At 53.3% G+C, this 14,537-nt stretch carries 11 protein-coding genes; 5 read left to right on the forward strand and 6 right to left on the reverse strand.

Going from position 1 to position 14,537, the window contains the following annotated elements; translation table 11 throughout:
• Positions 1 to 215: 215 nt before the first annotated feature.
• From ACZ5C7_RS22835 to ACZ5C7_RS22845, 3 genes are read right to left on the reverse strand one after another with little or no spacing between them, the layout of a single operon-like run.
• Positions 216 to 887, reverse strand: a complete 672-nt coding sequence (locus tag ACZ5C7_RS22835) for a cytochrome C biogenesis protein (RefSeq protein ID WP_464378806.1) — start codon at positions 885 to 887, stop codon at positions 216 to 218.
• 43 nt (positions 888 to 930) lie between these two features.
• Complete coding sequence (locus tag ACZ5C7_RS22840; protein WP_464378807.1) at positions 931 to 1,485, reverse strand: TlpA family protein disulfide reductase; 555 nt, start codon at positions 1,483 to 1,485, stop codon at positions 931 to 933.
• 2 nt (positions 1,486 to 1,487) lie between these two features.
• Entirely contained in the window at positions 1,488 to 2,357 is an 870-nt protein-coding gene (locus ACZ5C7_RS22845; RefSeq protein WP_464378808.1) for an SCO family protein, read from the reverse strand.
• 2,150 nt (positions 2,358 to 4,507) lie between these two features.
• Here ACZ5C7_RS22845 and ACZ5C7_RS22850 point away from each other — a divergent pair.
• From ACZ5C7_RS22850 to ACZ5C7_RS22865, 4 genes are all read left to right on the forward strand, one after another.
• A complete protein-coding gene (locus ACZ5C7_RS22850) occupies positions 4,508 to 5,716 on the forward strand; it encodes a Cdc6/Cdc18 family protein (protein ID WP_464378809.1) in 1,209 nt (402 codons plus the stop codon).
• Between the two features lie 319 nt (positions 5,717 to 6,035).
• Positions 6,036 to 7,757 carry an alpha,alpha-trehalose-phosphate synthase (UDP-forming) gene (locus ACZ5C7_RS22855; RefSeq protein ID WP_464378810.1) on the forward strand — a complete coding sequence of 574 codons (1,722 nt, stop codon included), beginning with the start codon at positions 6,036 to 6,038 and terminating at the stop codon, positions 7,755 to 7,757.
• Positions 7,758 to 7,760: 3 nt separating this feature from the next.
• On the forward strand, positions 7,761 to 8,624 hold the full coding sequence (otsB, locus tag ACZ5C7_RS22860) for a trehalose-phosphatase (RefSeq protein ID WP_464378811.1): 864 nt from the start codon (positions 7,761 to 7,763) through the stop codon (positions 8,622 to 8,624).
• Between the two features lie 299 nt (positions 8,625 to 8,923).
• On the forward strand, positions 8,924 to 9,274 hold the full coding sequence (locus ACZ5C7_RS22865) for a winged helix-turn-helix domain-containing protein (protein ID WP_464378812.1): 351 nt from the start codon (positions 8,924 to 8,926) through the stop codon (positions 9,272 to 9,274).
• A 377-nt stretch (positions 9,275 to 9,651) separates the two neighbouring features.
• Here ACZ5C7_RS22865 and ACZ5C7_RS22870 read toward each other — a convergent pair whose 3' ends face one another.
• Both ACZ5C7_RS22870 and ACZ5C7_RS22875 read right to left on the reverse strand, forming a co-directional pair.
• Positions 9,652 to 11,640 (reverse strand): bacterio-opsin activator domain-containing protein, encoded by a 1,989-nt coding sequence (locus ACZ5C7_RS22870; RefSeq protein WP_464378813.1) that lies wholly within the window; start codon positions 11,638 to 11,640, stop codon positions 9,652 to 9,654.
• Between the two features lie 329 nt (positions 11,641 to 11,969).
• A complete protein-coding gene (locus tag ACZ5C7_RS22875; protein ID WP_464378814.1) occupies positions 11,970 to 12,221 on the reverse strand; it encodes an MTH865 family protein in 252 nt (83 codons plus the stop codon).
• A 262-nt stretch (positions 12,222 to 12,483) separates the two neighbouring features.
• Between ACZ5C7_RS22875 and ACZ5C7_RS22880 the strand changes: the two genes are divergently transcribed.
• A complete protein-coding gene (locus ACZ5C7_RS22880) occupies positions 12,484 to 12,885 on the forward strand; it encodes a ribbon-helix-helix domain-containing protein (protein ID WP_464378815.1) in 402 nt (133 codons plus the stop codon).
• Positions 12,886 to 12,928: 43 nt separating this feature from the next.
• On the opposite strand, the gene ACZ5C7_RS22885 is transcribed toward ACZ5C7_RS22880, so the two are convergent.
• Entirely contained in the window at positions 12,929 to 14,536 is a 1,608-nt protein-coding gene (locus ACZ5C7_RS22885) for a cobyric acid synthase (protein WP_464378816.1), read from the reverse strand.
• Between the last annotated feature and the right edge of the window lies 1 nt (position 14,537).

Here is a 14,537-nt window from a genome sequence, read left to right on the forward strand (position 1 = left end):
ACGGTTCCCCGTTCTTCCGCTAAGCGATTAATTATAACCACCGTAATCGAAAGTAGCAACTTATTACTACACTGTAGTTGCTCACACATATCTTCAAATAGCTACTGTCGTAGAAGCCATCGACAATCGTTAAACAGCCAATATTCACCGGAAGCGAGGTGTGTTCCGATCGGGGTGAGTACGATGGGGAGAAAATACCGCGATCAAATTCGTATTCAGTATGTATTGACGAAAAATGCCAAATATATTTGTCCGAGTCCCGCAATGATCATGACGACACCGGCGAGTCGCTCTATCGTTTTCGTATGCCTTGCAATCCACCCGGCATTCGCGACGAGTCCGACACCTGTGGCGACGGTGAGCGCGACCATCAAAACGACAACGATTCCGACGTAGGAACCGACGACGAGGGTCGCCGGGACCGGATTCATGGCCATCGCTTGCGTGACGACCCCGAGAAATACCGGTGCAACACAGCCAGCCGCTGCCAGCGCATACCCGGCGCCAAAGATTCCGAAACCGGAGAGCCCGGTCGGGCGTTCGGGGAGCGCCACGGATAACGACGGTGCGAGATCCAGCAAAACGACGAGTCCGAAGACGACGAGAAGTCCCCCGACTAAGGGCTCGAGTACAGTCATACTACTGAGGACGTTTTGACCGATCCAGTACGCTGCACCGAAGAGGACGGCGAACGTCGCCAAAACGCCGGTCCCTGCGACGATCCCTCGGAGAACGGAGCCGCTCAGCGACGAGCGGTTCCCGTCGGTTTGACTCACGTAGAATCCGACGTATCCCGGAAGAAGCGGATACGCACACGGCGAAAAGAACGTCGCGATACCCGCCGTAAACGCAAACCCGATCGCGGACGCGAGGGCAGGGTCGATCATCGAATGTTAGGATTTGTCAACTGTAGGTATATTTCTGGCGTGATTATTCGTCGTCCTCGAGAATTGCCTCGAGTTCGGTAACGACCTGGTCCGTCGTCTTCTGGCCAGACTCCTCCCACCGAAGGTAGCCAGCCGAGTCGAACGCGAGGCCGATAGGTGTTCCCGCGCCGTAATGAACGATCAGATCGGACGTGCTATCTCGTCCGACGGTCCAATTTGCGTCGTACTCGTCCCACCACTCGGCGATGTCGTCGTCATCGACGACCTCCTCGCTCTGGTTGGTGACCGAGATGAACTGGACGTCGTTACCGAGTCGATCGTGCGCTTCGCGGAGATCCGGCATCTGCGCCTGACAGGGGCTACAGTCAGTCGCAAACAGATCGACGAAGGTGACCTGATTTTCGTCCGGAACGGTAATCTCACCGGGCTCGCTTCCGGTCGCCTCGAGCGTCTGTATCGACACCGGATCGTGACGCATCTCGCCTTCGTCGTCTCCGAATAGGTCGGATGCTGACGGGACGCCGTACACTGCCGCTGCGCCAGCGCTGGCGAGTACCCCCACGCTTCCCAGCCCAGCGAGGAGATCGCGGCGACGCATCGTTATTCGACCACCGTTCTAACGTCGTCAATGATATCGGTGGGCGTTTCCGTGTGCGCAAATGGATACGACCGTTCGACGATGCCGTCCTGATTGACGAGGAAGATCATATAATAGTGCGTGGTGGTTTCCTCGTCCTCATCGTCGTGGTCCTCACCGTCATCCTCACGGTGAGCATCCCCCTCGTGCTCGTCCTCGCCATCGGTGTCGTCGTGGTTCTCCTCGCCGCCATGGTCGGACTCATTATGCTCACCGGACGATTCTGTCTCGTCCCCCTCGGCGCTCTCGTTGCCATCACTGTCTCCTTCGCCGTCGTCGTGATGGTGTTCGCCCTCTTCTGGCGGTTGAACCTCGATCGGTGCGCCAAACGTTTCGTTTACCAACTCGAGTGCCTTATCCTGCGTCTCGGGCCGGAGGAATCGCCAATTCTCCGCTTCGATATCAACGTCGTATCGTTGTCCGTACTCGCGAAGCGCGTCGGCATCATCGGTTTCGGGATCGAACGTCATCGAAAGAAATGCAACATCATCTTCGTACCCCTCTTCGACGGCATCCTCTTGAACGAGCCGAAGCAAATTCACGAGCGTGCCACACTCGTCCGTGCACGAAGTAAAGATAAAGGTCATGAGAAACGATCGGTCGCCGACGAAATCGTCTCTAGTAATCGTTTCGTCCGCAATCGGGTCCGGAATAGAAAACGATGGAAACTCGTCGCCGTGTGTAGGATGGATCGCTTGGGATAGATCCTGCTCCCGGTCAGGAGGATTCAGCGCCGTTTCGCTGTCGTCAAAAAAATTGACGGTGTCAAGACAACCAGCGAGGCCGATAGATCCAACTCCCGCCAGCGAACCAAGATACGAACGTCTGTCCATATAAGGAGTGAAGGAGTGCACTATGAAATGCTCGTTGGTTCATTACTGAAAACTGGGAACAAGACGAGTATCGGCTCGACAACCCAAAGAATAATTGCCAAATTAGAGAGTAGTACGATTGGTGAAGCCGTATAGGACAGTCGCGTTGCAATGGCCGTCCGTGAGTACGTCGCGTTGCAATGGTCGTCCGCTTGCCAGCGCACGATAGGCTGGCATGGAGAATTGGGATCGATTCTGAGAGGGGAAACACTCGAGCCAACGAGAAGCGTCGGAGATACGTAACCGTTGCTCTCGAGAAGGCTCCGGATTCGAAAATTAATACGCCGTAAACCGCCCTCAAATCAATTCGACCTAAACCGCTCTCGACGGACTTCCTCATCCGTTGCAAACGACGAACAAGGAAATCACAACGAACGTCTCGAGGCCAGAAACTCGTGGAAACAGTGAACGAGAACCCGTCTCGTCGTCAGACTCGATTGGAGGGGTGGAGTACGGTTGGGATAACTAACCCCGAGTGTGAATTACGGAGGGGCATGTCGAGTTCAAATCAGACGAATATGCAGATTGGCTGTCCGGAATGTCAAGCGACGATCAACGCGAATATTCCACGAGGAATGGGAATTCAACCCATTGAATCCGGCGGAATGAATTATCTCCAGGGGACGGAAACGGATTGTCGTAACTGCGGTCATGAACTCGAGTTCTACTACTATTAGTCCGAGATTCTACTATTATTTGTCCGGGATTCTACTACTATTAGTTCGGGAACCACTATTGACCTGGGATCTAATATCGGAAACAAACACACCGGGTTTCCGGTGAAGACACAAGGAGAGAACAGTCGGCGGATCAACGAGAGCCGGCGTACTCGTTCTGAATGAGACGCCTTTAATTGGTATACGCAACTCGTGGTATATCCAGCTCGCAGTACACACAGCTCGAGTTGCGTGTAACAACTCGGGCGATATCCGTACCACTGGGTGGAAATACGGAGTACCACAACCGCGATATTGAAAAGAACACACCGGATTTCCGGTGAATCTCGAGAAGTCGAACCGAGTGAATTGGGGGACACCGGGTTTCCAGTGAAATAACGAAGAGAAAGTGTATCTACGAGATTCGAAAGTGTTCGAAGAGAATGGGGTTGAGGGGAGAGTGATACTCTGGAAGAAGTGGATTGTCGGTTTAGAAGAAGAAGGGTCAGTAAATAGAGATGAGAGGATCGAAGAAGCGAGATTATAGAAATGGGGGTGAGCGCGCACACACCACGTTTCCGGTGAAACGGGGTGTGAAGGGGTGGGGGTGGTTGAGAATGAGGGGTTTTCACCGGAAAGATGGTGTGTGAGAGGTACCAGTAAGCGTGTGAAAGATCAGGTAATATGGTTATATTTTACGATGGTTATGATGATGGTCTGGAACTTATCGCACAAAGAATCCTTCAAAGACCTATTTTACTGGACGGTTGGTAGACAAAGATTCCGATCCGACAAACAGCACACTGTCTCCAAAATAGGTCAGTTGCCGAGTTACTCACCAACTGAGGAGCACCTCAGCCGATTTCCGGTGAAATTCCGCTAAATCGACTGTAGTCTTATAGCTAAATCGATTAAGTTAATGGACTATTGACTCCTCTACTATTAATACTCTTCTATTCTTTGAATGCAGTTTTGGATCTATCAACGGATAGACTTGAATCAGATCTAAGCAAGCCAAGTCTAAGCAAACGAAATTAATAAATTAAAATGGGGATGAAATGTGGAAAGAATGTGGAAATGTTATTCCGCTTACTGAGTGTTGTACCGTCTGCTGAGTACTATTCCGCTCACTCGTTACCAAGTACAGTCTGTTCTCATTCTACCCTTCTCGCTTCAAAACTCAAAAACCGAACCACCCTTTCCGCTGGTTCACCGGAAACCCGGTGTGCCTGTCTTCCCAACACCACCCTACCCGCCGCCACAATTCACCGGAAACGTGGTGTGTGCGCGCTCCCGCGCGCACCCATCATATCATGTCAATCACATCCCTCACACGATTATCTCTCCCACAACTATCTGATCACCACTTGCTATTGCTTTGAGTAGTACCGAACAAACAGTAAATACCGATCCAAACAGTAAAGATAATTCACCGGAAACGTGGTGTCAATACCTATGTCGAGTTCCGGTGACGATCTATTCACTCGAGACGATCACATATTCGAGAACAAAGAGCTTCTCGAGATCAATCACTTACCAGAGGAGGGTCGTATTGTTGGTCGCGATGATGAGATTGCGGATCTCGCGAACGCAGTGAATCCCGCTATTTTCGGGCAGAGCCCCAGTAACCTTCTCATCTACGGAAAGACGGGAACCGGGAAATCGCTCTGTGCGAAACACATCTCGGAACGGCTCGTCCGGGTCGCGAAAGAAGAGGGTGTCACCGCGGAGTTCGCTTACGTCGATTGTGCACAGGATAACACGGAAACCCAAGCCGTCCAGACGATCGCCCATTCGATGAATAATTCGGAGGCTACCGACATCAAAATCCCTGATAAAGGGCTCAGCACCTCGACCTACTACAAACGTCTCTGGCAGGTTCTCGACGAGCAGTATGGTGTCGTTCTCATCATCCTCGACGAGGTCGACAAACTCGACGACGATGATATTCTTATGCAACTTTCGCGCGCGGGCGAGGCCGGAAAACTCACCGATTGCAAGATCGGCGTCATCGGTATCAGTAACAAGATCAAGTATAAAGATCGGATGGATGAACGGGTCAAGTCCTCGCTTTGCGAGCGAGAGTTCGTCTTCCCACCGTACGACGCAAATCAGCTCCGCGATATCATGCAAGCGCGGAGTGACGCTTTCAAAGACGGCGTACTCGAGGCATCGGTGATTCCACGCGCAGCGGCGCTTGCCGCGCGAGAACACGGGGACGCACGAAAGGCGATCGACATTCTTCGGTACGCCGGCGAAATCGCACAATCGAACTCGAGCGAAACCGTTAGAGAAGAGTTCGTCGTACAGGCACGCGAACGTGCCGAAACTGACCGGTTCCGTGAATTGATACGTGGTTCGACGCCACATTCACGATACGTGCTTCAGGCGCTTGCAGTGCTTTCGCTCAACGAATCCGACGAAGACGGCTTTCGAACGACGAGAATTTTCGACGTCTACGAAGAGATCTGTCGTCAGGAAGGTTCGGATACGCTTTCGCTCCGACGTGTTCGGGACCTTCTGAAAGAACACGCGTTCCTCGATATTATCGAACAGTCACGACAGAGTGGTGGGAGCGCCGAAGGAAGTTATACCGAACATCAACTTCTCGAAGATCCGGATGTGGTGCAAAAAGTTCTCGTCGAGACGGTCGACTCTGAGTGAACCACTTGGGCTCATCTGCATGATCTCGATTTCCCGGTAATTCTCGCTTTGACGTCCGTTCTTCCGAATAGTAACCGTCGACACGGGACTATTCACCGGAAACCCGGTGTGTAACCGAACGATGGTTCTCCGTTCAGTTCCAACTCAGTGATGCTCGGACGCAATTCAGGGATATTCGGACTCGAGAATTATCCTGCAAATCGAGACTCTAAGTGCGTACTGACCAGTCTTTGGTAACGACTACTATCGGGTCGCATTAGACTACCCTGAGGTTGCAGGCGACGACCCAACCCGTAGGGGAACTGTCTCTCACCACCGAATGCGAAATTTCGAGGAGCAAGGACCGCCGATTGATCGTCGAGATGTCTCTACTACCAACCGCACAGACCCTACATCTCAGTCCCCCAAAGAAATTGACTCCAACACCACCCTCGTCAGTAACGCAAGTTCTCCCAACACCAGCGGCTCCGATTCAACCGACACGAGTACTTCTAATTCCACCCACGAGACCGCTACCACCGGTACCGAACCACCCGCCGTCTCGGATGTCTGTCCCGAATCGCTGATCGTCGTTTCGAACCGACAACCGTACCGTCACGAATACGACGATTCGGACGACGAGTCAATTACGGTTGACGAACCGACCGGCGGGCTCACTGCAGGCCTGGATCCCGTCCTCTGTCGATCTAACGGGACCTGGATCGCGTGGGGTGACGGTGACGCTGACAGACAGGTAACCGATACAAACGATTGTGTGCGAGTCCCACCCGATGACGAATCGTATACGCTTCGTCGTCTCTGGCTCTCAGATGAGGCAGTAGACTCCTACTATTACGGTTGGAGCAACCGCGTCCTCTGGCCGCTCTGTCACGGCTTCTCCCATCTGATCGACGATCGGCCCGGTGACCTCGAGTGGTATCGAACTATCAATGAACAGTTCGCGAGCGCTGTCTCCGAACACGCCTCGGAGAAGACGGTGGTCTGGTTGCAGGACTACCACCTCGGCTTGGCACCGAAACTGATTCGAGAACGAGTTCCGGACTCGGTAACGATTGCCCACTTTTGGCACATCCCGTGGCCGTCACCGGAGACGTTTACCACTTGTCCGGGGGGCCAGGAACTGTTAGAAGGGCTATTAGGAAACGATCTGTTGGGGTTTCACGTCGATCAGTATGCAGATCTCTTTCTCGAGTGTGTCGATACCTTCGTCGACGACGCAACTGTCAATAGAAGCACTCGGACTGTCGACTACAACGGGAACACGACGCGCGTTGTTGCAACACCGATGGGTGTCGATGCATCGTCGTACGCCGAGGAATCGGCAGCCACCGACGAGAGTCAGTGGGAGTCGATTTGCTCGAGATACGATATTTCACGGACGAGCACGATCGGACTGGGCGTCGACCGGCTCGATTACACGAAAGGGATCCCACAGCGACTTACCGCGATCGAGACGTTCTTCGATCGGAACCCGGATTGGCGAGGGGAGTTCACGTTCGTTCAGAAAGCGACGCCATCCCGCACGGATATCCCTGCCTACGAGCAATTGGGCGAGGCGGTCCGACAGCAGGTAGATCGGATCAATGCACGATACGGTTCTGCTGATTGGACACCGATTGTGTATACCGAGGATATCCTTCCGCAGGAGGAACTGTGTGCGTTGTACCGTCAAGCCGACGTTATGATTGTCAGCCCAGTCAATGACGGGATGAATCTCGTTGCACAGGAATATCTCGCCTCGAGCGTCGAAGAGTCGGGAGCGTTGTTGCTGAGCAACCGGGCCGGCGCTCACGAAACGTTCGGTTCCCACGCGTATACGATCGCGCCCGATCGAACGGATCACTTTGCAAACACACTCGAGTGCGCATTAACGACGGATCAGGGTGAAAAACAGCGACGAATGTCGATCCTTCGAGACCGCGTCTTCGACGGAGATCTCGAATCGTGGATGCGAGACCAGTTCGTCGAAATCCAACGACTCCATTCGAGTGGGGATTCGATGGATGAACGTCCAAACGAACAGCAATCGCCGGTGTCCTAACGGATGTCGATCGATACTCCAACCCCGGTGCACGAGCGATTGCCACAGTTACGAACGACGTTGCGTGTCGCAGATTCCGTGTTGTTGTGTCTCGATTTCGACGGAACACTTGCTCCGATCGTAGCTGACCCAACAGAGGCGTCGCCGAAGGATTCAGCCGTAGATGCGCTCGATCGAATCACGTCAGACCCTGCGATTACGACGGCGGTAATCAGCGGTCGTAGTCTTGCTGACGTTCGCACTCGCATCGATGGACCGACCCTCTTTGCGGGTAATCACGGGCTCGAAATCCAACGCAGTGGGACGGTTTCGGTGCATCCGATCGCCCAGAAACGAGCGTCGCTCGTCGACGACGTTTGTTCGAGGCTCGAGTCGGAACTTGACTCGGTCCCGCAGTGCTGGGTAGAAAACAAACGGCTAACAGGAACAGTTCATCTGCGATCTGTCCCTAATCGCTATCACGAGACAGTGGATAACATAGTGGGGTCGGTGATGGACCGAATCGGTAACGGCGTACTGAAGCGTTCGAGCGGGAAGAGAGTGATAGAAATCTCGCCACAGATACCGTGGGGAAAAGGAAACGCTGTGGAGTTGCTTCGCTCGTCACTGCCGACGGAGCCGCTCGTTCTCTATATCGGTGACGATACGACGGACGAATCAGCGTTCGAAGCGGTCGAACCGGATGGAATCGGTATTCGAGTCGGCGATGAAACCGAATCTTGGGCTTCGTGTCGAGTTCGGTCTCCAGACGAGGTCGCGTCCCTCTTGCATTGGATCGGAACGGTCAGATCGTCGATCACCGACTACGAAATGGAGGGAGCTGTGAGCCGTTCAGTTCGGAGTTTTGCCAAGCCATCCAGAAACTAGAGTATTCATAGGTTGTACGACACGAATATATGACATAACCACTCACAGCCAAGCAGGCGTTCAGGAGTATAAGACACGGTCTTGATGAGGAGAGCCACTTAACATGAGTTATTTGTTAGCTCTGCTCCCCGAATACCAATCGAACTGGCTTACAATCCACTCAGCAAGTTGGCTTACGAACCGTTTATCGAGAGCAGCCACTTTTCACCCCGAAACTAATTACCATTACAAATGTATGGATCGAAGCCGAAAGTATTAGTTACCACTGGAAATAGAGTAGAGTACAAGAGCAATCAGAGATGAAACTCAGACAACCTACCGACTTCCTGATTCTCGAGGCGCTCGAGGACAAGGGACGTAACGTCGCAACGAATCTTTCAGCGCACACGGATAAAAGCCGAAAGAACATCAACACACGACTGCCGGTTCTGGAAGATTACGGTCTCGTGGAAAAAATCGGTCCCGCCAAACGCTCGGGACTCTACGAAATCACGTCACTCGGAAAAGCCGCACTCGTCTACCAGGATCAGTACGACGAAGTAGACGATTTCGAGGAACTCATCGAAGGACCGTCTGCTGGTACTGCAGATTCAGCGGGCGACTCGGCAGCCAGTTTCGCTCGCGGCGAAGAAGACGCTGACGACGAATAAGGAATTCACTGACTGTTCCTAACAGTGAGTTCAAGCGCGATAGCAGTATTTAACGTGTCCGTTGGTCGTTTCTGTAGTGTATCGTTGGTCGTTTCTGTAGTGTATCGTTGGTCGTTTCTGTAGTGTATCGTTGGTCGCTTTCGTTGACTTTCTCAGGAGACAGCGGTTTTGCATTCGTGTCTCGGTGCTATACCACTATTTGACGAGACGAACGTCTCGGTAGCCGTTGAAACAACGACTCGCACAGAGATCAAATGAACGTTTGGTGATACTACTGTCTCGGAGTTCTCTCCTTTCTAGACCCGCCACAGTCAGGACATCGCGAATAGACACGTAATCTCAACGAAGAACGTTTCATCTGGTCTCGACAGAGAGTGTTACGTCTGTTCCCGGTCGAAGACTGTCCGCGTCTCTTCTTCTAAGAATTCGAAGAGAAGTTCCTGTAACGCCTTTCGGAGATGCTGGTGCATCGTTGGTGGTGCGACATCCATCGCTTGTGCAATCTCTTCACCCGTACTTCCTCGCGGCCAATCGAAATACCCCCCGTAGTACGCCAATCGAAGCGTTGTCAGCTGTTTTTCGGTCAACTGATCGAGTATCTGGTCTCTCTGCTCCGAGACTGTTTGGACGGACCGATCCACTTCCCGTCTCGCAACGAGTTCTGTATTCTGGTATATCTGTCCGAGGTTATTCAGGATTTCTCGTACGTCTGCGTCTCGTGGAACATCGAGGAGACACGTCGTGACGTTATCCTCGACGGTTATTTCACGGATAGTTACGCCGAGGTTAGACAGTGCTCTGACACCTGATTCAACGAGTCGAAGTTCGACGATACAGTGTTCCGCACCGTCGTGAACCACGCGACATTCCTGAACGGATTCGTGCTGGTCAGCCTCGGTACGAACGGTATCACCGTCGATTCCGTCGACTAGCACGTACTGATACGTCTTCCCGCTCGCTGTTGTTCCCGCCCACTTCAGCGAGCACGTACAGTCGTATTTTTCCGACAGGTGAAACGAGATGGAGTCGCCGCCGTCGATTCGAATCTCGAGTTCGACGACTGCGTCGGAAAAGAGCAAACGGCGGTTTTTCACCGCATTAATCGAAAACCCGATCGATTCGCCGAGCAATCGAAAGCTATCTCGCTCCCTCGAGCCAAATGCATTTGATCGGGTCGCAAAGACGGCGAGAACGCCGTAGACGAGGCCATCGTGGATGAGTGGGACCACCATCGCAGAATTGATGTCGGAACCGAGGTCGACTCCCTCGAGTGGGACGGGAGGCTGGTTGATGTGGGTCTTATCGCTGAACGTCTGGATGTCCCCCGTTTCGATGGCTCGCTCGTATTTCAAGTCCTGCTCGATTAACTTCGCTAACTCCGTGTCGGGGGCACCACATCCAACTCGATAGAGTGCGTTGGAGTCCCCGCCTCCGATGAACGCACAACTGTAGAGTTCCGACTCGACGAGGCGATTACAGACGTTTTCTTCAATCGCCGGGCGGGTTGGGGCTTCGACAATCGTTTTAATAACCTCTTTGACAACTGCGTTGATCTCGTTGGTACGTTCAAGTCGTTTATGGCGAGATCGGAGGCGTTGCTCTTTCTCTCTCCGATCCGTAATATCTCTGGCAAGCCAGACGACGGCACGCTTTCCTCCAACGTGTTCGTCTAGGAGTATAACCCGCGCTTCGAACGTCCGAAGCCCTTTTGACGTTTGTGTCTCATATTTGATCGACTGAATGCGTTCGCTTTCGATAGTTCGAGTAATACACTCCTGGAGACTGGATGCTACCGGTGCCGGAAAGACATCGTCGAGTTCGAGCCCAAGTAAATCATCCGCAGGGTACTCGTATAATTTCGAGGAGTTTACGCTGATCTGGGCATCGAGATACGTCCCGTTTTCGCCGATGATGAAGGCTTCTTCCGGTAACGCGCGTCCAAACAGTTCTTCGTAGCTTTCGTCTATTTGATCTAAACGTGATTCTGACTGAGCGGCCGGGGTAGCGATTTTTTGGAGTTCCGTGACGATCCGATCGACGACGCCCGATGGGGACTCTCTGGAGAGATAATCGGATGCACCGGCTCGAAAAGATACCGTTGCGAGTCGTTCGCTTCCGTTTGGTGGAGCAACGAGTATTGTAGTGGCTGTTCGGATTTGATCGAGCACCGATTCAACGGTCGTTGGGTCCTCGAGTCCGAGAACGATCCCTGTCGTCCCGGTGCTATCAAACGTCGGGGGGATGTTCTGTGGATCGAGTACGCGCTGTAAATTCACACGATCATCTTTGTGGAGAGCCGTTTGCAATCTATTGCTGTCCGTTGGGGAAATCAGGATGACATCGTTGTTGTGGGGAGAGTCACTCATACAAATCGGATGTTCTCTGACCGGAGATAAGTGAAGAACACTGTCTTATCGGTCATTTCCATCAATAGGTTGTTGTGCTGAAACAAAAATGTAGTGATATAATTCTCACATCTGTGTCGGGCACTGCTCTCGGCGACGCGCCTCGACGAACAGGCAGCTGTCGGACGAACGTGATTACAGCCGACGGACGTGAGTGACTGCTCGTGAATGTGCGAATCGATTGTGGGTTAGTCATTGGAGACACTATCCAGGATCCCGATCTCGAGTGACTCGAAAAATATCGACACCGTTGGGGCACCCCGATCCCCAACTGAGACGTCACGGCGTGTCTAAATTTCTCCCTGTTCTTTCAAATCCTCGATAACGTCGTCGACGAACGCGTCGACGGTCTCGTAGGGGAAGTCCCCGCTCGAGAGTTTTGTGTTCATTTCCATTGCGGTCATCGAGAAGTCGCCCGACTCGAATTTCGTTCCAGGGCCGTTTGGAAGTGCTGGGACGAGGTCCATTGGACTCGAAATTGGGTAATCTGCGCCTTCGAACGCCTCGGTCATCTGGTCTCGGAGTTCAGCTTCATCTGCCATTGCAGTCGCTAGTTACGTATGATAAATAATAAACCTGTTTATGCATCTTATAGATATATAGACAATACTAGGGCTTCTGCGGGCGTGCTACTGTCTTCTTTTCACTCGGTATCTGGACGTTCCAATCGGTGTCTGGTATTCGCTCTGTTTCAAGCCATTTACGGCGGTTTCGACGACCTCAGTCTTCCGTCTGCGATCAGTGGTTCCCAAACTGCTCAGTAATTCCCCAACTATAATGACCTCTCACTACAACATGTTCGTTATGGCGAAAGATACCGTCAGATATCCGGACGACGTCGTCGACGAGATAGATGGGCTCGTCGCAGACGGTATGTTCGAGAGCAAATCCGAATTCTACCGGTTTTCTGCGGAGTACGTTCTAACGCTGATCGACCCTGACCACGAGGTTGAGACGTTCAACTTCGACGAAATCAAATCCGAATTGGACATAACGGACACGGGCCACACCGCGATTGCGAATCCGGACGGCGGAACCTTCTTCCTCGAGTCAGTGATCACCGTTCGAAAACAGGGTCTCAGGGGTAATTTTGAGGCCGCAGAGCAATTTATCGATACCCATTACGATCAAACAGACCAGGAGTGCATTATTCTCGAGGAGCTGTTGGGGACGTATCGCCGACAGTCGGATCCAAGTTCATCGTAACGTCCACTGTCTTTTGTGGGTAATTCAGCGGACAACACACTTTTCACTCGAACGGCGGTCCAAGAACCGATAGATCGACGTGTTCTTCGACGAGCGTTGCGGCTCGGTCGTACGGCGTTCCGTTCGTCGACTGGTGGTCGTCTAAATCGTTTTTCTGGGACTCACGAACGACGTTTTTGACCTTCGAACAGCCCGCTTCGGCTGCGAGGTATTCGAGAAAACCTGCTCGGACGTTCGTGTTGTCGAAGAGCCCGTGTAGATACGTTCCAAGAACGGTTCCCCGTGCAGCACTCGAGTCGCCCAGCGGATGGCCGACGGGTTCGAGCATCGTGGTTTTGCCGACGTGTATCTCGTACCCCGATGCAGTTCCGGTAACGTCGGCGAGCAGTGGCGATTCGCTCCCGTCAACCGAGGTGGTGGTCTGCTCGAGCACCTTTTCACCCTCGAAGGACGTCTCGACCGGAAGCAAGCCGATCCCTTCGACGAAATCAGTTTCGCCGGTCCCCTCGACCGACGCGTTCGTGATCCGCTCGCCGAGGAGCTGATAGCCGCCACAGATGCCGACTATCGGTCCGGAAAACGCCGAAATCTTCTCGTGGAAGTTCGCTCGACGAAGCGCGAGGAGGTCGTCGACCGTGTTCTTAGTCCCGGGAACAACGAGTGCGTCCGCAGATTCGGGTATTGCGGTCCCCTTCTCGACGGGGATGTACTCGACGGCTACGCCGGGATGGGCGGCGAGTGCCTCCAAATCGGTCGCATTCGAAATGTGTGGCAAGCGGGGAACGGCGATCAGCAGGTGTTGTTCGAGTGCGTGATCGTCGCCGATACCGATGGCTTCTCGTTCGTCGGTTGCTGGCAGCCCCACGCTGTCTTCTTCCGGGAGGCCCGGATCGTCGTACGGAATCACGCCGAGTATCGGAACGCCGGTTCGATTTTCGATTTCCGTGATCCCGGGCTCGAGGAGGGAGCTATCACCGCGGAATTTGGTGATGACCGCGCCGACGACCCGTTCGCGGAGCGGTTCGGGTAGCAACTCGAGCGTTCCATAGAGACTGGCGAACGCACCGCCGCGTTCGATATCGACGAGCAGGAGGATTTCTGCATCTGCGATGCGTGCGGTTTCGACGTTGGCCAGATCTCGATCGTGTAGGTTAATTTCCGCGATACTCCCCGCGCCTTCGGCGATAATAACGTCGTGATCGGCCGCGAGTCGGCGATACGATTCTTTCGACGCATCTCGTGCGTCGTCCCAGTGTTCCTCGTAGTACTCGCTTGCCGAGAGGTGCTCGAGTGGGTTTCCGTGAACGACGAGCTGACTCTCTCCGTTTCCGCGCGGCTTCAACAGGACTGGATTCATATCGGTCGTTGGCGTCCTCTCAGCGGCCTGCGCCTGGACATACTGGGATACTCCGATTTCGCCCCAGTGTGACGAGCCGCTTTCTCGATTTCGTTCGACGGATTCGTGACTACCTAAATCCGATCCGCAAAAACCCGACGGTTGGATAACGACGCGAGCGTTGTTGCTCATGTTTTGTCCTTTAAACGGCGCGACGGAGACGTCGCGATCCGCAAGATATCGACACAATCCCGCCGCCACGGTCGATTTCCCGACGTGGCTAGCGGTCCCGGCGACGAGAATCGTTCGTGTCATC

This window comes from Halostagnicola alkaliphila (assembly GCF_055379965.1).